The following is a 20,365-nucleotide window of genomic DNA, read 5'->3' on the forward strand; positions in this document are numbered from 1 at the left end:
GTTGTGCAATTTAGGGAAAAACCCGCTCCTCACCTCAATAAGAAGAACACATGATGAAAAACCTGTCACTCAAGCAGAAGATACTGTTGTCAGTGGTGATCGCCCTTTCGCTGGTGATCTCGTTGCTCTCCTGGCAGAGCTATAGCAGCCAGAAGAGTCTGTTGCTGCAAGGCAGCCAGGAGCAGTTGCAGCGGTTGGGCACCCAGCAGGCCGAGCGTGTCAGCGACTGGCTCGCCGCCCGTCGCGACGTCATTCAGGCGCTTGGCAACAAGGCCGGTGTCGACCCCCTCAATGCCTTGCAACAGGCACAAGTTTCCGGCCGTTTCCAGCTCACCTATTTCGGTGAGAGCAGCGGCAAGATGAATGACTCCGATCCCTCCATCAACCGCGATGGCTACGACCCGCGCTCCCGTGGCTGGTATCAGGAAGCAATGGGCAAGGGCGGCCTGATTGTCACCAAGCCCTATCTCGACGTGGCTTACAACATCATGGTGGTGACCCTGGCCCAGCCGGTTTCTGGCGGGGTAGTCGGTGGTGACCTCTCCATCGCCTCGCTGGTGGAGGACGTCACCAAGATGAAGCTGCCGGCCGATGGTTTTGCCATCATGATGCACAAAGACGGCACCATCATCGCCTACAAGGATGCCGCCAAGGCGATGAAACCGGCCACCGAGATCGACAACGATCTGACCAATGCGCTGATCGAGCAGAGCAAGGCCAGCAACGGTCTGGTGGCGGCCTACTTCGACAACGAAGGACGTGACAAGCTGCTGTGGGCGGTCGATATCCCCGACACCGACTGGGAACTCGTGTTGGTGCTGGACAAGGCCGCGCTGGAAGCGCCGCTCTCCTCCCTGCTGATGACCCAGCTGGGCATGGCGCTGCTGGTGCTGGTGGGCAGTATCCTCGCTATCTCCTGGCTGGTCAGCATGCTGCTGGGCCCGCTCAGCAAGGTCTCCCAGGCACTGGCACGCATTGCCGATGGTAACGGCGATCTGACCCAGCGCATCAAGATCGATGCCAACGATGAAGTGGGTCAGCTGGCGAACAGCTTCAACCGCTTCGTCGGCAGCCAGCACCAGCTGATCGGTAATATCCGCCAGCTGGCCAACGAGCTGAACGCCGATGCCGAGCGCAGTCTGGTGACCAACCAGGCCGCGGTGGACGAGCTGCAGCGTCAGCAGCAGGAGGTGACCATGGTCGCCACTGCGGTCACCGAGATGGCGAGCGCCACCATGGAGATCGCCGGCAACGCCGAGAACACCGCCGCCGCTGCCCAGCAATCTGCCCAGAGCAGTGAGCAGGGCAAGATGCTGGTGAACAAGACCCGCCAGTCCATCAATGGTCTGGCTGAAGAGGTGGGGCAGGCGACCGAGGTGATCGGCGAGCTGAGCCGTCACGCGCAGGCCATCACCAGCATCCTCTCCACCATTCAGGGGATTGCCGAGCAGACCAACCTGCTGGCGTTGAACGCGGCCATTGAAGCGGCCCGCGCCGGTGAGCAGGGTCGTGGTTTTGCGGTGGTGGCTGACGAGGTGCGGGTACTGTCTCGCCGTACTCAGGACTCCACCCAGCAGATCCAGTCCACCATCGAGACCCTGCAACAGACCACCGCCCGCGCGGTGAGCCTGATGCAGACCAGTCAGGGGCTGGCGGACAACAGCGTGCAGGATGCGGATCAGGCGGTGCGCGCACTGGAAGAGATCACCAGTGCCATCTCCCTCATCTCCGACATGGCGGGCCAGATCGCCACTGCCGCTGAGGAGCAGACCCAGGTGACCGGCGAGATCACCCAGAACACCACCGCCATCAAGGATGTGAGTGACGAGATCACCGCCGCCGCCATGCGCGATCTGGATCAGGCCCAGAGTCTCAAGGGACGGGCAGCTGACCTTAACCAGCAGGTGTCGACCTTTATCCTGTAAGGTGCAACTCTCGGCCTGTTCCGGCTGAGATAAAAAAGCCCCGCCCTCTGTCGAGTGCGGGGCTTTTTGTTGTTCGGGGAAGTGCGGGATATAGGGATTCCGGGTTGCTCGCGGGTCACCCTGGTGGCGGATACGAGCCCCGGCTCTGCCTGCGTCACCTGGCGAGTCGATAACAAACAAAGAGCCCACCGAAAGGTGGGCTCTGATCATATACGTCTGACGGAAAGGGAATTACAGGAATGGCATCGCCATAAACAGCTTGATCACCATGGCGTTGATGATGTCGATAAAGAAGGCGCCCACCATGGGCACCACCAGAAACGCCAGGTGGGAGGGACCGAAGCGCTGGGTGATGGCCTGCATGTTGGCGATGGCTGTCGGGGTGGCCCCCAGGCCAAAGCCGCAGTGACCTGCCGCCAGCACAGCCGCATCGTAATTTTTGCCCATGACCCGGAAGGTGACGAAGATGGCGTAGAGCGCCATCGCCACTGTCTGGGCGGCCAGCAGAATGAAGATGGGCAGCGCCAGGCTGGCCAGATCCCACAGTTTCAGGCTCATCAGTGCCATGGCGAGGAACAGCGACAGGCTGACGTTGCCCAGCAGGGAGACTTCTCGATCGCTCACCTCATGCCAGTTCAGCAGGGTCAGGACGTTGCGCAGCAGCACGCCGACAAACAGCACGCAGACAAAGATCGGCAGCTCGAAGGCGCCCCCTTTGAGGGAAGCAGAGAGCAGCTCGCCTCCCTTGAGGCTGATGGCGATCAGCGCCAGCGTCTCGATGACGCTGAAAGTGGTGAGGGGGCGCTCCATATCGGGCATTTCGAAGCCCTGGGGGGCCTCATCCTGATTGTGCTCCTCACCGGGCACCTGCACTTTCTTCACCAGATAGCGAGCGACGGGACCACCGATCAGGCCGCCCAGCACCAGACCGAAGGTGGCACAGGCGATGGCGAGTTCGGCGGCGGATTGCACGCCGTATTTCTCGGAGAAGGTGGCACTCCAGGCAGCACCGGTGCCGTGGCCGCCGGAGAGAGTGATGGAGCCGGCCAGCAGCCCCATGTGGGGATCCAGACCGAGCAGGGTCGCCAGACCGACACCCAGACTGTTCTGCACCAGCAGCAGGCCGGTGACCACCATCAGGAAGGTAACCACCGCCTTGCCGCCGCGTTTCAGGCTGGCGAGATCGGCGGAGAGACCGATGGAGGCGAAGAAGGCCAGCATCAGCGGGGTTTGCAGGCTGGTATCAAATTGCAGCTCCATCTGCAGGGTGGAGCGCAACAGCAGCAGTACCAGCGCGACCACCAGGCCGCCGGCTACCGGTTTGGGGATGTTGAAGGTACGCAGCAGCCCGACTCGGGTAACCAACACCCGGCCAAGCAGCAATACCAGAGTGGCAGCGACCAGCGTTGCGTAGGAATCAAGTTGTAACATTCAGTACTCCCATGTTGATTGGCTGTGTCTTTCATAGCAAAAGACTTACAGATTCAGCCGGGATGAAAACAGTGTGGCTTATGTGCCAGCAAAGAAGGGGAAACATCTCCCCGCCCCAGGAAAGATGGGGCTTGTGCGGGCCTGAAATGCTCAGGCATCCAGATGAGATTTTAGTAAAATCCGGCGGATTGTAGCAAAAAGCATCGTTTAATTCCATCTTTGTCGTATTAATGCTCGTTTTAGTGGTTTATTGTGACATTTAACACTATGTGGGTAGAGGGCAGAAAAGCCGAAAAGGGTGCATGGAACGGCTGTCATTTGGGGCGCCAGTCTCTATAATTCGCCGGTTTCCGCTGCACGCAGAGGCGCTGGCGGGCGTTGACATTGTGGTTCACCCCGACATGGTTCATGTTTTGGCGGTGTTCACTTCATCAAGAGGAGAGGGTGTGAAGAAGTCTATCTACATTGCCTACACAGGCGGCACCATAGGGATGCAGCGTTCCGATCACGGCTACGTGCCGATGGCGGGCTTTATGGAAGACTGTCTGGCGCGGATGCCCGAGTTCCATCGCCCCGAGATGCCGGATTACCATATCCACGAATATGCCCCTCTCATCGACTCCTCCGACATGACCCCGGCGGACTGGCAGCGCATCGCCGAGGATATTCGCGACAACTACGAGAAATACGATGGCTTCGTGATCCTGCATGGTACCGACACCATGTCGTTCACCGCCTCGGCGCTCTCTTTCATGCTGGAAGATCTGCACAAGCCGGTCATCATCACCGGCTCCCAGATCCCGCTGGCCGAGCTGCGCTCCGACGGTCAGCAGAACCTGCTCAACGCCCTCTATATCGCGGCCAACTACCCGATCCACGAGGTGACGCTGTTCTTCAACAACCAGCTCTATCGCGGCAACCGCAGCAAGAAGGTGCACGCCGACGGCTTCCACGCCTTCGACTCCCCCAACTATCCACCGCTGCTAAATGCCGGGATCGCCATCTCGCTGGAAGCGGGTGAGCTGGGTGTGCCCTCCGCGCGGCCGCTGGTGCTGCACGACATCACCCCCCAGCCCATCGGCGTGGTGACCCTCTATCCGGGGATCTCCAGCGAGGTGATCGCCAACATCCTGCAACAGCCGGTGAAGGCGCTGATCCTGCTGTCGTTCGGGGTTGGCAATGCGCCGCAGAACCCGGCCATGCTGGCGCTGCTCTCCGAGGCCTCTGCCCGCGGCGTCATCATCGTCAACCTGAGCCAGTGCCTGCACGGCAAGGTCAACATGGGGGGTTATGCCACCGGCAACGCCCTGTCGCGGGCCGGGGTGATCTCGGGCTTTGACATGACCGCCGAAGCGGCGCTCACCAAGCTGCACTTCCTGTTGAGCCAAGACTTGCCATCCCACCGCATTCGCGAGCTGATGCAGCAGTCCCTGCGCGGGGAGCTGACTCCCTGAGAAACTGTCCGCGACCTTACTGCGAAGCCGTGATCAAGGCTCATGTGCTGCTCGGAATCCTCACGTATATCTATACGCTCCGGTTCCTGCGCTGCGCTTCACCTTGCTGACGTCTTCTCGCTACAGATCGTGAACAGCTTCTGACCTCCCCACCATGGGGAGAGTGGAAAAAGAGGGGAGCCATCATGGCTCCCCTCTCTGTTGTGGCCGCTGTGAGCGGCCTGCCGGGTCAGGTTCAATGGTTAAGGTCGACCCGGACTATCTCTTCCTCGTCGCGATACTGACGCTTGAGCTCGCTCTTGCTCTTCATCACAATCTCGCCGTCACGACCGATGTTCATATGCTCGGGATTATCGAGATGCATCGCCTGCCAGGCCATCACGGCTTGCAGGGAGGTGGCCTTCTGCTCGTCGGTGAGGGGCTTGCCATCGGGCCACTTGCCCAGCTCGACAGCGGTTTTGAGCCGCTCATACACCTCTTCGGGCATCTGCCTGATAGCTTGTAAAAACTCACCCTGTTGAAACGACATCCGGCCTCTCCTTGAACTATGAGCCATAAACAGCGGGATCTGACGGGTCATGCAGGTAGACCCTATCGGTCTATGCCGGCAGATCCTGGCGGACTACGCCAGCCATCTGCTCCATCACCCGCACTACCTGACAACTGTACCCGAACTCGTTGTCATACCATACGTAGAGCACACAGTGATCTCCTTCGGCGATGGTCGCATGGGAGTCGACGATGCCCGCATAACGGGAACCCACCATGTCGGAGGAGACCAGCTCGGTGCTGGCGCTGAAGTCGATCTGGCGATGGAGGGCCGAGCTTAGCGCCATCTGTTGCAGATAGGCGTTGAGGCTCTCCCGATCGGTGGCCTGCTCCAGCGACAGATTGATAATCGCCAGCGAGACGTTGGGGGTCGGCACCCGGATGGCGTTGCCGGTCAGCTTGCCCTTGAGTTCGGGCAGCGCCTTGGCCACCGCCTTGGCGGCGCCGGTGCTGGTCATCACCATATTGAGGGCGGCACTGCGACCGCGGCGCTCCCCCTTGTGATAGTTGTCGATGAGGTTCTGATCGTTGGTGTAGGAGTGGACCGTCTCCACGTGGCCGTGGCGGATGCCGTATCGCTCCTGCATCACCTTGAGCACCGGGGTGATGGCGTTGGTGGTACAGGAGGCGGCGGAGATGATCCTGTCATCCGGGCCTATCACCTCATGGTTGACCCCGAACACCACGTTCTTCATTTCCCCTTTGCCGGGGGCAGTCAGCAACACCTTGCCGGCACCGCGCGCTTTCAGGTGCTCGGAGAGGCCTGCCTCGTCACGCCATACCCCGGTGTTGTCGACGATCAGCGCATCGTGAATGCCGTAGGCGGTGTAGTCGATGTCGGCCGGGCTATTGGCGTAGATCACCTGAATGAAGGTGCCGTTGGCGATGATGGCGCTGCGCTCCACATCCACCTCGATGGAGCCGTTGAAGGGGCCATGCACCGAGTCGCGGCGCAGCAGGCTGGCGCGTTTTTCCAGATCTCCGTCGCGACCACCGCGTACCACGATGGCGCGCAGACGCAGCGGATTGGCAGCGCCGGTGCGCTCGATCAGCAGGCGGGCCAGCAGGCGGCCGATGCGGCCAAAGCCGTAGAGCACCACGTCGGTCGGCTGCGGCATCTGGCTGCGGCCAAGGGCCGGTGCCAGTCGCGCTTGCAGATAGTCCTCGATCCCCGCTTCATCCTGATGATCCTGCCAGTAGCCGACTGCCAGCTTGCCAAGGTCAACCTCGGCGGCGGTGGGTTTGAGGGCAACGATGGCCTGAAGCAGAGGGAAGCTTTGCTGGATGGGGAGGGGGGCGCCCTGGTGGCGGCGGACGACCCGGTGGGCCTTGAGGATATCGATGGTGGAGGCGTTTTGCAGCGGGCGGCCGTAGAGGGTGATCTCGACTCCTTGTTGTCGGTAGAGGCGACCAATCAAGGGCTGCATGGCTTCGGCGAGCTCCTGGCTCTCCTGCCACGCTTGCAAGTAGTGCTCGTGGGTCATTGACCAGATCCTTTATTTCACGTTGTTGGTGTAAATAGAAAATTCGTCGAATGCAGATCAGTGTAGGGGTGTATATTTCGTTATATTATTCTGCAATCGCGGCCTTATATGGCGCGCGCATTGTAATGGATATGTAACCGGTTTGCTAGCCGGAGGTGGCCCGTAAAGGCGCCAGTTGTTACCAACCCGCGTTACCAACAAGATGTGAACCATGGCCAATTTCCCCCTGCGACAGACCTTCATCATGCTTTCAGTCGGCCTTGCCGTGGCTGGCTGCAATGACGACCGGATCCACAACATCTGTGGCAATCATCCCGAGCTCTGCCAGGATCTGGTGGACGATGGCTGGTGTCGCTACGAGCGTACCGATGTGATCCGCAGTCGCTTCTATCTCAAGGAGGAGGGGACGGATCGGCGCAAGTATGAGCTGATGCGTAACCTTGAGCGCTATCTCAAATGTGCCGAGCGTTCCACCAGCATTGAATACAAGAATGCCCGCGAGCAGAAGAGTCCACGGGTCGAGGGCATGCTGGCGGCCGGGGATCAGTTGGCTCAGCTCGATGCGGCGACCCGCAATTCGCAAGATCCCTACCTGCTGCTCTGGCACTGGACCAACAACACCAACGAGCTGGCTCGCCAGCAGTTTATGGCGCTGGAAGGTACCAAGGCGCTGGATGAACCCGAGCTGCAACTGGCGCTCGGCGGTATCTACGCCAAGAGCGACCCCGAAAAGGCCATCGCCACCCTGCAGCACGGCCTATCCCTCTATCAGGAGGGGGATAAGGTGAACAGCCGCATATTCACCTCCCTCAGCACCCTCTATATGGGCCAGAAACAGTATGGGCTGGCCTATCTGTGGGGCAAGGTGAGCGAGTCGTTTCAGGATGCGCCAGAGATCTCTGCCAAGCGTTTTGGCATCTACCACACCCTGAGCAAGACAGAGCAGGATGGCTACGATGTGCGGGCTGCCGAAATTGTCGAGCAGCTCAAGCATGGCAACTACCGGCCCTGAGGCAGTGATGACGACGCTCTCCCCGGCCAGCTGCTGGCCCAATCCGTTCGATCTCTCTTTCGTTCATGGCGAGATACGTACCGATGGCCGCACGCTTGAGCGCCTCACGGTGCGTGCCGTGGTGCCCCGTGGCGACGAGCTGCTGCTGGTCCACTCCCGGGTCAACGGCGATCTGATGTTCCCCGGGGGCGGCATTGAAGCGGGGGAGAGCCACCATGTGGCGCTCGCTCGCGAGCTGCTGGAGGAGTGCGGTGCCGAGCTGCGGGAAGTGGGGGGCCTGCTTGGCGAGACCCGTGAATATCGCGCCGCCCGCGAGCCGGGGTTCGATGCCTACTGCATCCGCTCGCTCTACTACTTGTGCCGGATTGGCGATCAGCTGGTGGCCCCGCAGCCGCAGCCCTACGAGATCCGCCTTGGCTTCGTGCCCGGCTGGTTTGCCCTCGACGAAGCGTTGCAGACCAACAAGACCCAGCTGGCGGGGCCCTGTCCCCAGTGGACGGCGCGAGAGACCCGGGTGCTGGCCCAGCTGCAACGCTGGCATCAGCAGGGGATCTTCGACCACGGCTACTGAAGTAGATCAAGCCGCAACGGCCAGTGATACCAACAAAAAGAGCGCCAATAGGCGCTCTTTTTAATTGAGATGGAGGCGGTTATTTAGCCACTCTGTCGTGCGAGATCACTTGACCTCTTCGCCCTTGGCTTGCAGATCAGCATGGTAGGAAGAGCGAACGAAAGGACCACAGGCTGCGTGGGTAAAGCCCAGCTCCATGGCGACATCTTTCAGCTCGTCAAACTCTGCTGGCGGCACGTAGCGTTTCACCGGCAGGTGGTGGCGGCTCGGCTGCAGATACTGACCCAGGGTCAGCATGTTGACGCCGTGGGCGCGCAGATCCTTGAGCACCTCGACGATCTCTTCGTTGGTCTCGCCAAGGCCCATCATCAGACCGGACTTGGTCGGCACGTGGGGGTGCATCTCTTTGATGCGGCGCAGCAGCTCCAGCGACCACTTGTAGTCGGCGCCCGGGCGGGCGACGCGATACATGCGCGGTGCGGTTTCCAGGTTGTGGTTGAAGACATCCGGCGGGGTTTCGCGGAACACCTCCAGCGCCTGCTCCATCCGGCCACGGAAGTCCGGGGTCAGGATCTCGATGCGGGTCTGCGGGCTGTGCTCGCGGATCTCGCGAATGCAGTCGGCGAAGTGCTGGGCACCGCCGTCGCGCAGATCGTCGCGGTCCACCGAGGTGATCACCACATACTTGAGGTTCATCTCCTTGATGGTCAGCGCCAGCTTCTTCGGCTCTTCCGGATCGAGTGCCAGCGGGCGGCCGTGGGCCACGTCGCAGAAGGGGCAGCGACGAGTGCAGATGGCGCCCATGATCATGAAGGTGGCGGTGCCGTGGTTGAAGCACTCCGCCAGATTGGGGCAGGAGGCCTCTTCACAGACCGAGTGCAGCTTGTTCTTGCGCAAGGTGCTCTTGATATGTTCGATCTTCTGGCTGGAGGGGGGCAGCTTGATCCGCATCCAGTCCGGCTTGCGAAGGAGTTCTTCGTTGGGATCCGGCATGAATTTCACCGGGATCAGGGCCATCTTGTCGCCATCGCGCAGCTTGACGCCCGGCTCCATACGAACGGGTTTGCTCATGATTCACTCTCGGTGTTTGTTATTGTTTGATAGCCAATCAGGCGGGCCAGCTCGGCCACCAGAATGGATTGCGCCTCGGCCACGCTTTGCGGGCCGCCCAGGGCGCTGGTCTGGGTCATGGCCATGCCCGCATAGCCGCACGGATTGATGTGCAGGAAGGGGGTCATGTCCATGTTGATGTTGAGGGCCAGCCCGTGGAACGAGCACCCCTTGCGGATGCGCAGACCCAGCGAGGCCAGTTTTGCCTCCATGCCAAGGTCATTTTTCACATAGACCCCGGGGGCATCGGCCTTGGCATAGGCCTGGATATCGCTTTTGGCGAGGGTGTTGATGATGGCTGTCTCCAGCGCGGTCACCAGCTCGCGAACCGAGAATTTGCAGCGGCGGACATCCACCAGTACGTAGAGCACCAGCTGGCCCGGGCCGTGATAGGTCACCTGACCGCCGCGATCGCTCTGCACCACCGGGATATTGCCCGGATTGAGCAGGTGTTCGGCCTTGCCGGCCTGACCCTGGGTGTAGACGGGATCGTGCTCGACCACCCAGAACTCGTCCGGGGTGTCGCTGGTGCGGTTGTCGGTGAAGGCTTTCATGGCGTCCCATACCGGCTGGTAGGGGCGGCGACCCAGCTGCCTGACAATCAGGCTGGACTGGGCGGGGATCTGGGATGACATGGCGTCCTCGCGGCGTGCTGCGGCCAAAAACAGTCGCCCCGCAGAACGGGGCGAGAGAGAAATTACAGTACGTATTTCACCAGCTCGATCTTGCCAAGGGCGTGGTACATCGCTTCGATGTGCTCTTTGCTCTGGGCAGTCACGGTCACGCGGACCGAGTGGTAGTTGCCCTTGGAGCTGGGCTGGACTGTCGGGCTGTAGGTGCCGGGGGCGTGCTGCTGCAGCACTTCAACCACCATTTCCGGCAGTGCCGGGTCGGCAACGCCGAGTACCTTGAACGGGAATTTGCAGGGAAACTCCAGCAGTTCATCAAACTTGGTATTCATTTACTCACCTTTTGCGTCATCACCGGGATGACTTCATCTTGGATGGCTAGTGGCCGATGGCCCGTGGAGGCCGCCATTTCAAGTCTATATGGGCACGGCTCATAACTATATGGGCGCTGCCCGGACCGGGATCAAGGCCAGGATCGGTCAGACAAGGATGGAAGTGCTGCTTTTTACCACAAATCAGGGTGAGGCGGAACCTGCAGTTTACAGGGTTATTCACTGCCTTTATCCGTCACAGACAGCAGCGGCGCCTGTTGGCGCCGCTGTTTGGTGAGGATTGTGCGTTGGATTACTTGAACCAGCTGGTGACCAGCAGTACCAGGTAGTCCCACAGACGGCTCATCAAGCCACCTTCCTGCACCTCTTCCAGGGCGACCAGCGGCACCTGCTTGATCTCTTTATCGCCCTGCTTCAGGAACACGGTACCGACGCGCTGACCCTTGGCCAGCGGCGCTTTCAGCTCGCTGTCGAGCTGGAAGTCAGCCTTCAGGTTGTTGCCCTGGCCGCGGGTGACCAGCACGGAGACATCTTTGTCGACGCCCAGTTTCACTTCCGGTTTGTCGCCCATCCAGACCTTCTGGGTGACCAGCTCGGTGCCTGCCTTGTACGGGGTCAGGCTCTGGAAGAAGCGGAAGCCATAGGTGAGCAGTTTTTTGCTCTCGGCGGCGCGGGAGGCTTCACTGCTGGCGCCCAGTACCACGGCGATCAGGCGCATGCCTTCGTTGTTGGTGGCAGAGGAGACCAGGTTATAGCCGACCTGGCTGACGTGGCCGGTCTTGATGCCATCCACTTGCAGGGATTGATCCCACAGCAGGCGGTTGCGGTTGTGCTGGGTGATGCCGTTGAACACGAAGGATTTCTGGGAGTAGATCTTGTACTCCTCCGGCAGGTCGCGGATCAGCGCCTGACCCAGACGGGCCATGTCGTGAGCGGTACTGTAGTGACCTTCCGCATCCAGACCGTGCGGGTTCATGAAGTGGCTGTCGTTCATGCCGAGCTTGGCGGCCCAGCTGTTCATCAGGCTGGCGAAGGAGTCGGTGCTGCCCGCCAGGAACTCGGCCATGGCGACGCAGGCATCGTTGCCGGACTGGATGATGATGCCCTTGTTGAGATCATCGACGGAGACCTGCTTGCCCACCTCGATAAACATCTTGGAGGAGTCAGAGTAGTTCTTGGACCAGGCGTTCTGGCTGATGGTCACCATATCGGTGCGCTTGATGTTCCCCTTCAGCAGCTCCTGGCCGATGATGTAGGAGGTCATCATCTTGGTCAGACTGGCGGGCGGCAGACGCTCTTCGGCGTTCTGCTCGGCCAGCACCTGACCTGAGTAGTAGTCGATCAGAATATGGGCCTTGGCGGAGATCTCCGGCGCGGCGGGAACCACCATGGGCATGGCATTCGGGGTCGGTGTCGGCACCGGCGTATTGGCCTGGGCGGTTACGCTGATCAGTGAGGCCAGAAGAACTGAACGGGCAAATTTGGACATCTTGAAATTCCTGCGAGCCAGATGGGGATAAAATGCGGGCCTAACTATACCAGATGCGCCCGCAGGTTATAGCCCGAGATGGCAATCAGAACTGGTTTTTTATCCATCACTCCCTGTCATCACGCCATAAAACGACGTGATGACAGTGAGTAAGCGGTTAGTCACATCCGCAGCAAAGGGCGGCGATCAGGGCACGATAAAGGCCTGTTCCAGCCCGCCCTGACGTACTTTTTCCAGCACACTTGCCTGCTGGTCGGCGGCGACCGGGCCAATCAGCACACGGAAAATGGCGCCATGAGCATCGATCCGGTAAGGCACGCCGTAACGCTGGGTCATCACCTTGCCCATCGCCTCGGCCCGATCCCGGGAGCCGCTGGCCAGTACCTGGATCATCTTGCCATCACCACTGTTGGCAGGAGCTGCGGTCTTGGCGGGAGCTGGTTTGACAGGTGCCGCTTTGGCGGGCTTGGCCGTGGGTGCCTTGACGGGAGCGGGTTCGGCAGCGGGAGTGGCCATCGCCAGCGCAGTCGGTTCACCCAGGAAGCCATCTTGCGACAGCGTGTTGGAGGCCGCAGCTGGGGTGGTCGGAGTCATTTCGATGGGCTTCATCGGCTCCATGATCACCATCTGATCCGGGGTGTCGCTGATCAGTTCCAGCCGTACTCGGGCCTCACCACTGTCGACCATCTCCAGCTGCTTGGCCGCTGCGTAGGATAGGTCGATCAGGCGCGGGCTGTTGAACGGGCCGCGATCGTTGACCCGCACTATGGTCTCCAGCCCGTTGTCCAGATTGGTAACCCGCACATAGCTCGGGATGGGCAGGTTGCGGTGGGCGGCACTGAACAGCTTGCTGTCCAGCACATCGCCGTTGGCGGTCTTCTGGCCGTCCAGATCCGGCGACAACCAGCTGGCGGTGCCCTCTTCGCTGTAGTGTTTGATGTCGCGCCACACCTCGTGCTTCTGCTTGCCGATCCAGTAGTCCCGGTTGCCGCTGGCACTCAGGGGCTCGGGGCGCGGAATGGCGCCGGTGGCTTGCGGGATCTCGATAACGGGTGGCTTGCTGACCGGTGCTTGCGGCTCGACGGGGGCGCTCTGTTCCGGCTGGCTGCTACAGGCGGCCAGCAACAAGCTCAGGCTGAGCGGGAGGAGTTTGTGACGAAGATGCATACGCTTCCTGAATGGCTTGGCTAAGTTGATACACCGCCATCGCATAGAGTGGGCTGCGATTGTAACGGGTGATCACATAAAAGTTATGCCGTGCGACCCAGTATTCCGGTCCATCGGCTTGGGCAAACGCCAGCAACTTGACCGGCGTCTGTGGGGCCAGCGGCGTGGCGAGCTCAATCCCTGCCGCCGCCAGTTCTGACCACTGTTGTGTTAACTCGGGCTCAGGCCTGAGTAGAGGTTCGACTGCCATCAACCCGATCTGGGCCGGTTCCACCACGGATTCGCCCCAGCGCCACTGGTGGCTGGCAAAATAGTTGGCCACGCTGCCGATGGCATCGACCGGGTTGGCAAACAGGTCCCGCTTGCCATCCCCGTCAAAATCGACGGCGTAGTGGCGGTAGCTGGAGGGCATGAACTGCCCCATCCCCATGGCGCCGGCATAGGAGCCCTTGAGGGCATCGAGTTGCCACCCTTCCTCTTTGGCCAGCACCACCAGCTGGGCAAACTCCTTGGCAAAGAAGTCGCTGCGCTCCGGGTAGTGGAACCCCAGGGTGTAGAGGCTATCGAGCACCGGATGACGGCCCATCTGGCGACCGTAGAAGGTTTCTACCCCTATGATGGCCACGATGAGCGAGGCGGGCACCCGATAGGTCTGCTCCGCGCGAGCCAGCGTCTGGGCATGTTGCTGCCAGAACTGCTGGCCATCACGGATGCGATCCGGGGTAACAAACAGCGGCCGGTAGCGATGCCAGGGTTTGGCCTCCCACGGCTTGCTGATGGTGTCGAGCACCTCCTGCCGTAACTGGGCGCGGGCGACGGCAGCCTGCAGCTCCGCCAGCGGCACCTGCTGCTGGTCGGCGAGCAGGGCCAACCGATCCGGCGCCACGGCGGCGGTCGCCATCGTGGTGGCGAGCGAGAGCAGCAATCCGACCCGTCTCATCAGGCGAGCAGTCTTCTATGAGTCTGGATGGACATCAGGATACCGAATCCAGCCATCAGGGTCACCATGGAGGTGCCGCCATAGCTCACCAGCGGCAGGGGCACCCCTACCACCGGCAAGATGCCGCTCACCATGCCCATGTTGACGAACACATAGACGAAGAAGGTGAGGGTGATGGCACCACCCAGCAGTCGCTCGAAGCTGTTCTGGGCCTGCATCGAGATAAACAGGCAGCGGCTGATGACGTAGAGGTAGAGCACCAGCAGCAGGGCAACCCCCACCAGACCGAACTCTTCGCTGAATACCGCGAAGATAAAGTCGGTGTGGCGCTCGGGCAGGAACTCCAGCTGGGACTGGGTCCCTTGCAGCCACCCCTTGCCAAAGACGCCGCCGGAGCCGATGGCAATTTTGGACTGGATGATGTGATAGCCGCGGCCGAGCGGGTCTTTCTCCGGGTCGAGCAGCATCAGCACCCGCTGGCGCTGGTAGTCGTGCATCAGGAAGAACCAGAGCACCGGCATAAAGGCCAGCATCAGCAGGACCGCCAAGCCGATCAGCCACCAGCTGAGCCCCGCCAGGAAGATGACGAAGAAGCCGGAGGCGGCCACCAGAATGGAGGTGCCAAGGTCAGGCTGGGCGGCGATCAGCAGGGTGGGCAGCAGCACCATGATGAGGGCGATCACCACATGGCTGAACTTGGGGGGCAGCGAGTGGCGACTGAGCCAGGCGGCCACCATGATGGGCATGGAGAGCTTCATCACCTCGGAGGGCTGGAACTTCATAAAGCCCAGATCGAGCCAGCGCTGGGCCCCCTTGCCGATGTGGCCGAACACGTCCACCGCAATCAGCATCAGCACCACCACGGCGAACAGCGGCACCGACCAGCGGGCGTAGAGGGAGGGGGGCAGCTGGGCCAGGCCGATCATCAGGGCAAAGGCGAGACCGCCGCGCACCAGCTGGCGCACGATGGAGTCCATATCCTGACCGGAGGCGGAGTAGAGCACCACCATGGAGAGGGTCATCACGGCCAGCAGACCGAGCAGCAGGGGCAAGTCGATATGCAGCTTGTACCAGATGCTCTGCTGGCGGGCAGAATTACTCATTGGGAGCGACCTCACTCGGTTGGGACGGCTTTTCCGGTGCCGGTGGCAGTTGCGGATCAGGGGGCAGCAGATAGGCATCCAGCATCTGGCGTGCAATGGGCGATGCAGCTCGACCACCACCACCTCCGATGGAGTTTTCCAGTACCAGAGCTACCACCGCTTTGGGTGCCTCGAAGGGGGCATAAGCAACGAACAAAGCGTTATCGCGATGCTCCGCCTTGACCGTCTTGATGTTGTAAACCTGATTTTCCTTCAAACCGACTACCTGGGCTGTGCCCGATTTGCCGCCTGAGGAGTAAGGCGCCTTGGCAAACGAGTGACGGCCACTGCCTTCACTGCCATGGTTGACTCGCCACATCCCATCCTGCGCCACTTTCCAGAAGCTGTCGTTCTTGAGCTTGAGGGCGATATTGGGGTTGATGGGGGCATCGACCACCCCCGCCTGGGAGGCGGTGCTCTTGAGCAGGTGCGGGGTGACGTCGTGACCATTCTGGGTCAGGATGCTGATCGCCTTGGCCAGTTGGAGCGGGGTGGCGCTCCAGTAGCCCTGACCGATACCGACAGAGATGGTGTCACCCTGATACCAGGGCTGGCGCCAACGGGCCATTTTCCAGTCACGGGACGGCATGACACCCTTGGTCTCTTCATAGAGATCGACCCCGGTGTACTGACCGAAGCCGAACTTGGTCATATAGCTGTGGATCTTGTCGATGCCGACCCGATAGGCGAGATCGTAGAAGTAGGTATCTGCCGAGACCTCGATGGCGCGATAGACGTCGAGCCAGCCATGACCCCAGCGGCGCCAGTCGCGAAACTTCTTGGTGGTACCGGGAATGGAGAAGCTCGGGCCGCCGAAATAGCGGTAGCCCGGGGTGATGGCCCCCTCGTTGAGACCCATGATGGACATCATGGGCTTGACGGTGGAGGCAGGGGCATAAATGCCCTGAGTGGTGCGGTTCACCAGCGGCCGCGCCGGATCGTTGAGGAGCGCCGAGTAGTTGGCGCTGGAGATACCGGTCACAAACAGGTTGGGGTCGTAGCTGGGGCTCGACTCCAGGGCCAGGATGGCGCCGGTTTTCGGGTCCATCATCACGATGGCACCGCGCTGGCCAGCCAGCAGTTGCTGGGCCTTTAGCTGCATCCGGACGTCGATATTGAGGTAGATATCCTTGCCCGGAATAGGTGGCTGGAACTTGAGGGTGCGGACAATCCGGCCGCGGTTGTTCACCTCGACCTCCTGATAGCCCGCCACACCGTGCAGCTCATCTTCGTAATACTTCTCCACCCCCTGCTTGCCGATATCCTTGGTGGCCGCGTAGTTGGCGAGTTTTTCTTCCTTCTCGAGGCGCTCCACGTCACGGGTGTTGATCTTGGCCACATAGCCCAAAGCATGGGTGAGGGTGTCACCAAACGGGTAGTAGCGCTTGAGGTAGGCCTCGATGCTGGCGCCCGGGTAGTTATGCTGGTTGACCGAGAAGAGGGCCACCTGATATTCGGTCAGCTTCTCGTAGAGGGCGACCGGCTTGAAGCGGCGCTGGCGCTTCACTTCTGCGAGGAACTTCTCCTTGGTGCCTTCCGGCAGACCCAGCAGGGTGATCAGCTGGTCGGCGGTTTTTTCGAGATCTTTGGTCTCTTCCGGCACAATTTCCAGACTGTAGACCGGGCGATTTTCCGCCAGCAGCACACCGTTGGTGTCATAGATGAGGCCCCGTGGCGGTGCCACCGGTACCACGCGGATGCGGTTGGAGTTGGAGCGAGTCTGGTAGGTGTCGTAGGACTCGACCTGCAGATAATAGAGATTGCCCAGCAGCACCAGCATCAGCACGACGATACCGATGTAGGCTACCAGGGTGCGCCGGAAGAACAGATTGCCCTCGGCACTGTGATCGCGCATTTCGATGCGTTGTTTCAGCATGCCTTTACCTCAAGACCCTTGGGGGCAATAAGAGCAGGAACTGCATTGTTCACTCTCTGTGATAGGGGTGAATATGAGCGGTGAGACTCCAGAGACGCATGGCTCACTCTCTATGATACGGATGATTGGTGGTGATGCTCCAGGCCCGATAGAGGCTCTCTGCCACCAGCACCCGCACCAGCGGATGGGGCAGGGTGAGCGGTGACAGTGACCAGCTCTGTTCGGCGGCAGCTTTGCACTCGGGGGACAAGCCTTCCGGCCCGCCTACCAGCAGCGCGACATCGCGGCCATCGAGTTTCCACGCCTCCAGCTGGGTCGCCAGCTGCTCCGTGGTCCAGGGCTTGCCCGGAATGTCGAGGGTGACGATGCGCGAGCGCCCCGCAGCCGCCAGCATGGCTTCCCCTTCCTTCTGCAGGATGCGCGGAATGTCGGCATTTTTGCCCCGCTTGCCTGCGCCAATCTCGACGAGTTCAAACGGCATGTCTTTGGGGAAGCGGCGACGATACTCTTCGAAGCCATGCTCTACCCAGGCGGGCATCTTGGTGCCCACCGCAATCAACTGGATCTTCATGGTCGTTACACTTGTGCTCTTATTGCGTATTCATTTGAGCGGCACCGCTCCACAGCTTTTCCAGTTGGTAGAAGTCACGGTGTTCATCCTGCATCACATGCACGATCACCGAGCCCATATCTACCAGCACCCATTCACCGCTCAGTTGCCCTTCCACGCTCAGCAGATCCAGACCCGCGTGGCGGGCCTCGCTGGCCAGATGGTGGGCAATGGCGCTGACGTGACGACTGGAGTTGCCGGAACAGATGATCATGGTGTCAGTAATGCTGGATTTGCCGCGTACATCGAGGGTGATGATGTCGCGGCCTTTCATGTCATCGATCTTGTCGATGATAAAGGCATGCAATTCTTGGCCTTGCAATGAGTCTCTCCTGTATTCCGGCGCGCAGCGTTTGCGTCAGGGCGGCGGATTATATCATGGTCACTCCCGTTTCCCATCGGGTGGGGCGGGATTACGACAGGGGCTAGCGGCGGTTGGCGCGGTAGAGCCCCTGTTGATCAATATAGTGCGCAACCGACTCGGGCAAGAGGTAGCGGGTGTCTTGTCCCGCATCCAGCAAGGCCCGCAGTCGGGTGGCTGACAGTTCGATGGGCTGGTTGTCCGCCAGCCAGATATGACCGGCCAGACGCAGATGCAGCGCGTTGGCATCCGTGGTGTGATGGCGCGCCAGCAACTGCGCCACCTCGGCCGGATAATCCGGTTGCCAGCCCGGCCGTACGTTCACCACCAGATGGGCATAGTCGAGCAGCTCCTGCCAGCGGTGCCAGCTTGGCAGGCTCAGCAGGGAATCCATCCCCATCAGAAAACAGAGCGGGGTATCGGGCAGTTCACGACGCAGCTCGATCAGGGTATCGATGGTGTAAGAGGGCTTGTCCCGTCTCAGCTCCCGCTCATCCACCACAAAGTGGTGGTTCTCCGCTGCCGCCAGTTTGACCATGGCGAGACGCTGTTCGCTGGAGCAGAACGGATTGGCACGGTGGGGCGGGATATGGTTCGGGATCAGCCGCATCTCGGCCAGCCCGAGGGCATCGCGCGCCTCGATGGCCGGGCGCAGATGACCGATATGGATGGGGTCGAAGGTGCCGCCAAGCAAACCGACAGGCGCCTTCAGCATGGCGCACTCTCCATCACCAGCGGCAGCGGGGTGCCATCACGAAAGCCGAGGGCAATGGTCTGCAGCATCAGCCACGCCTGCTCGGTATCGAAGCGGCGCTGGGCATCGTCCAGCTGGGCCATCAGCTGCCACAGTTGCTGCAACTTGGCAAACGGCAGTCGGGTCAGTGCTTGCTGAATGAGCTGCTGGCGGCTCTGCCAGATGCGCAGGCGGCTGAAGTGCTCACCCAGCGGCTGGCCGTTGCGCATCGCCAACGACAGCTCGGTCAGCTGCTCCAGCTCGCGGCAGAGGGTCCAGGCCAGCATCCCTGGCTCGGTACCTTCGGCCCGCAGAGCGGCCAGAATGCGCTGGGCCCGGTTCACCTTGCCCTCCAGCAGGGTATCGACCAGCTGGAACGGGGTGAAGTGGGCGTGGCGGATAATGGTCTCTTGCAGATAGGTGACGCTGATGGGCTGGGGCGGCGAGAGCAGGGTCAGCTTCTCGATCTCCTGACTGGCGGCCAGCAGGTTGCCCTCGTAGGAGTGACACATGAAGTTGATGGCATCCGGCAGCGCCTTGAGGCCGAAACGCGCAAAGCGGGCGCTCATCCAGCGGGGGAAGAACTTGGGCTCCGGATGGTTGACCGGCACATAGGTGCCAATCTGGTAGAGCTTGTCGAACCAGGCTGCCTTCATCTGGGTCTGGTTGAGGCGACCGCCACTCAGCACCAGCAGCAGGTCGGGATGAAGCTGCTTGCCAATTTCGCTGATGCGGGCAGCGAGATCCTTGTCCACCTTGGCGGGCAGCTCCAGCTCGATGATCTGGCGGGCGGAGAAGAGGCTCATGGCCTGACAGGCATCGTAGACCTGATTCCAGTCCAGCCCCTGTTCCACCACGAAGGTGTGGCGCTCATCGAAACCCTGCTTGCGGGCGACCTGACGGATGGCATCGATGGCCTCCAGTCGCAACAGGGGCTCGTCGCCAAAAACGAGATAGCAGGGCCGAAGCCCTGCTTTGAGGTGGTCGCCAAATTGTTCCGGGTAGATCCGCATCAGAAGCTGACCTGACTCAACTGCCGGATCACCTGATTGGCCGCCTGCTCCTGCATTTCGCGGTTGAGCTGCTCCTGCTCACGGGAGGAGGCGAGCGCTGCATCCGGCTTGTTGAGGAAGCTGCGGTTGAAGTTGATGGGGAAGACCTGAGTTGGCTTGCCCGGTACCGAGATAGTGAACTGGGTACCAAAGCCCAGCACATATTCGGTGTCCGTCCCCAGCGCGTTGACCGAGGCGACCTGACTGGTGCTGCCTACGCCGCCCAAAGTGAGCACCGGAATGCCCTCCTTGTCGGCCAGGGTCACGCCAGAGGCCTTCAGGCGGGTGGTGACCATCCGGTAGAAGTCGCTCTTGTTGTCGCCCACGACCTTCATGGTCATCAGCTCGCTCGGAATGCCGTTGCCGCGCATGTGAAAGCCGCAGCCTTGCAGCAGCAGACCAACCAGCACGATGGCCATCCAGCGGGTGAAGATGGTGCCCATAGAAAATCCTCTTTGCATTAAGGGAAAGCGGCGGGCGCAGGGCCCGCCGTTATCA

Annotated in this window: 20 protein-coding genes; 4 read left to right on the forward strand and 16 right to left on the reverse strand. The window is 60.9% G+C overall.

The window, feature by feature from the left end:
• The first annotated feature begins 53 nt into the window (after positions 1–53).
• Entirely contained in the window at positions 54–1,925 is a 1,872-nt protein-coding gene (locus tag AB5Y97_RS10615) for a methyl-accepting chemotaxis protein (RefSeq protein ID WP_201946356.1), read from the forward strand.
• Positions 1,926–2,156: 231 nt separating this feature from the next.
• On the opposite strand, the gene gltS is transcribed toward AB5Y97_RS10615, so the two are convergent.
• Positions 2,157–3,356, reverse strand: coding sequence for a sodium/glutamate symporter (gene gltS, locus AB5Y97_RS10620; RefSeq protein ID WP_005348115.1), 1,200 nt, complete (start codon positions 3,354–3,356; stop codon positions 2,157–2,159).
• A gap of 446 nt (positions 3,357–3,802) precedes the next feature.
• Between gltS and ansA the strand changes: the two genes are divergently transcribed.
• Positions 3,803–4,810 (forward strand): asparaginase, encoded by a 1,008-nt coding sequence (gene ansA / locus AB5Y97_RS10625; RefSeq protein WP_042054747.1) that lies wholly within the window; start codon positions 3,803–3,805, stop codon positions 4,808–4,810.
• Between the two features lie 235 nt (positions 4,811–5,045).
• Here the strand turns inward: ansA and AB5Y97_RS10630 are convergent, their stop codons facing one another.
• Both AB5Y97_RS10630 and AB5Y97_RS10635 read right to left on the reverse strand, forming a co-directional pair.
• On the reverse strand, positions 5,046–5,339 hold the full coding sequence (locus tag AB5Y97_RS10630; protein ID WP_005335194.1) for a YeaC family protein: 294 nt from the start codon (positions 5,337–5,339) through the stop codon (positions 5,046–5,048).
• 70 nt (positions 5,340–5,409) lie between these two features.
• A complete protein-coding gene (locus tag AB5Y97_RS10635; protein WP_201946331.1) occupies positions 5,410–6,843 on the reverse strand; it encodes a glyceraldehyde-3-phosphate dehydrogenase in 1,434 nt (477 codons plus the stop codon).
• Between the two features lie 211 nt (positions 6,844–7,054).
• On the opposite strand from AB5Y97_RS10635, the gene AB5Y97_RS10640 reads away from it, so the two are divergent.
• Both AB5Y97_RS10640 and AB5Y97_RS10645 read left to right on the forward strand, forming a co-directional pair.
• Positions 7,055–7,855 (forward strand): DUF2989 domain-containing protein, encoded by an 801-nt coding sequence (locus AB5Y97_RS10640; protein ID WP_236325194.1) that lies wholly within the window; start codon positions 7,055–7,057, stop codon positions 7,853–7,855.
• A 7-nt stretch (positions 7,856–7,862) separates the two neighbouring features.
• Positions 7,863–8,426 carry an NUDIX domain-containing protein gene (locus AB5Y97_RS10645; RefSeq protein ID WP_368157846.1) on the forward strand — a complete coding sequence of 188 codons (564 nt, stop codon included), beginning with the start codon at positions 7,863–7,865 and terminating at the stop codon, positions 8,424–8,426.
• A 105-nt stretch (positions 8,427–8,531) separates the two neighbouring features.
• Here AB5Y97_RS10645 and lipA read toward each other — a convergent pair whose 3' ends face one another.
• The 13 genes from lipA to lptE form a co-directional block, all read right to left on the reverse strand.
• A complete protein-coding gene (lipA, locus tag AB5Y97_RS10650) occupies positions 8,532–9,497 on the reverse strand; it encodes a lipoyl synthase (protein ID WP_005335190.1) in 966 nt (321 codons plus the stop codon).
• Positions 9,494–10,171: a lipoyl(octanoyl) transferase LipB gene (gene lipB / locus AB5Y97_RS10655; RefSeq protein ID WP_040066806.1), complete on the reverse strand. Its 678-nt coding sequence runs from the start codon at positions 10,169–10,171 to the stop codon at positions 9,494–9,496. The genes lipA and lipB overlap by 4 nt, the downstream gene beginning before the upstream one ends.
• A gap of 62 nt (positions 10,172–10,233) precedes the next feature.
• Positions 10,234–10,497 carry a DUF493 family protein YbeD gene (gene ybeD / locus AB5Y97_RS10660; protein ID WP_005335178.1) on the reverse strand — a complete coding sequence of 88 codons (264 nt, stop codon included), beginning with the start codon at positions 10,495–10,497 and terminating at the stop codon, positions 10,234–10,236.
• A 292-nt stretch (positions 10,498–10,789) separates the two neighbouring features.
• Positions 10,790–11,986, reverse strand: a complete 1,197-nt coding sequence (locus tag AB5Y97_RS10665) for a serine hydrolase (protein ID WP_368157843.1) — start codon at positions 11,984–11,986, stop codon at positions 10,790–10,792.
• A 186-nt stretch (positions 11,987–12,172) separates the two neighbouring features.
• Positions 12,173–13,153, reverse strand: a complete 981-nt coding sequence (locus AB5Y97_RS10670; RefSeq protein ID WP_201946329.1) for a septal ring lytic transglycosylase RlpA family protein — start codon at positions 13,151–13,153, stop codon at positions 12,173–12,175.
• A complete protein-coding gene (gene mltB / locus AB5Y97_RS10675; RefSeq protein ID WP_201946328.1) occupies positions 13,095–14,093 on the reverse strand; it encodes a lytic murein transglycosylase B in 999 nt (332 codons plus the stop codon). The genes AB5Y97_RS10670 and mltB overlap by 59 nt, the downstream gene beginning before the upstream one ends.
• Positions 14,093–15,196, reverse strand: coding sequence for a rod shape-determining protein RodA (gene rodA / locus AB5Y97_RS10680; RefSeq protein WP_005335170.1), 1,104 nt, complete (start codon positions 15,194–15,196; stop codon positions 14,093–14,095). The genes mltB and rodA overlap by 1 nt, the downstream gene beginning before the upstream one ends.
• Positions 15,189–17,111, reverse strand: a complete 1,923-nt coding sequence (gene mrdA / locus AB5Y97_RS10685; RefSeq protein ID WP_005335168.1) for a penicillin-binding protein 2 — start codon at positions 17,109–17,111, stop codon at positions 15,189–15,191. The genes rodA and mrdA overlap by 8 nt, the downstream gene beginning before the upstream one ends.
• Before the next feature lie 103 nt (positions 17,112–17,214).
• Entirely contained in the window at positions 17,215–17,682 is a 468-nt protein-coding gene (rlmH, locus tag AB5Y97_RS10690) for a 23S rRNA (pseudouridine(1915)-N(3))-methyltransferase RlmH (protein WP_005335166.1), read from the reverse strand.
• 19 nt (positions 17,683–17,701) lie between these two features.
• The gene (rsfS, locus tag AB5Y97_RS10695) at positions 17,702–18,043 is read right to left on the reverse strand and encodes a ribosome silencing factor (protein WP_005335165.1); all 342 of its coding nucleotides are present in this window, start codon (positions 18,041–18,043) and stop codon (positions 17,702–17,704) included.
• Between the two features lie 103 nt (positions 18,044–18,146).
• On the reverse strand, positions 18,147–18,797 hold the full coding sequence (gene nadD / locus AB5Y97_RS10700; RefSeq protein ID WP_075115451.1) for a nicotinate-nucleotide adenylyltransferase: 651 nt from the start codon (positions 18,795–18,797) through the stop codon (positions 18,147–18,149).
• Positions 18,791–19,828 (reverse strand): DNA polymerase III subunit delta, encoded by a 1,038-nt coding sequence (gene holA / locus AB5Y97_RS10705; RefSeq protein WP_075115452.1) that lies wholly within the window; start codon positions 19,826–19,828, stop codon positions 18,791–18,793. The genes nadD and holA overlap by 7 nt, the downstream gene beginning before the upstream one ends.
• Entirely contained in the window at positions 19,828–20,310 is a 483-nt protein-coding gene (lptE, locus tag AB5Y97_RS10710; RefSeq protein WP_075115453.1) for an LPS assembly lipoprotein LptE, read from the reverse strand. Before lptE ends, holA begins: the two co-directional genes overlap by 1 nt.
• Between the last annotated feature and the right edge of the window lie 55 nt (positions 20,311–20,365).

Origin of the sequence: Aeromonas sp. R10-2 (genome assembly GCF_040908445.1) — a bacterium.
In the GTDB taxonomy this organism is placed as follows: domain Bacteria; phylum Pseudomonadota; class Gammaproteobacteria; order Enterobacterales; family Aeromonadaceae; genus Aeromonas; species Aeromonas veronii.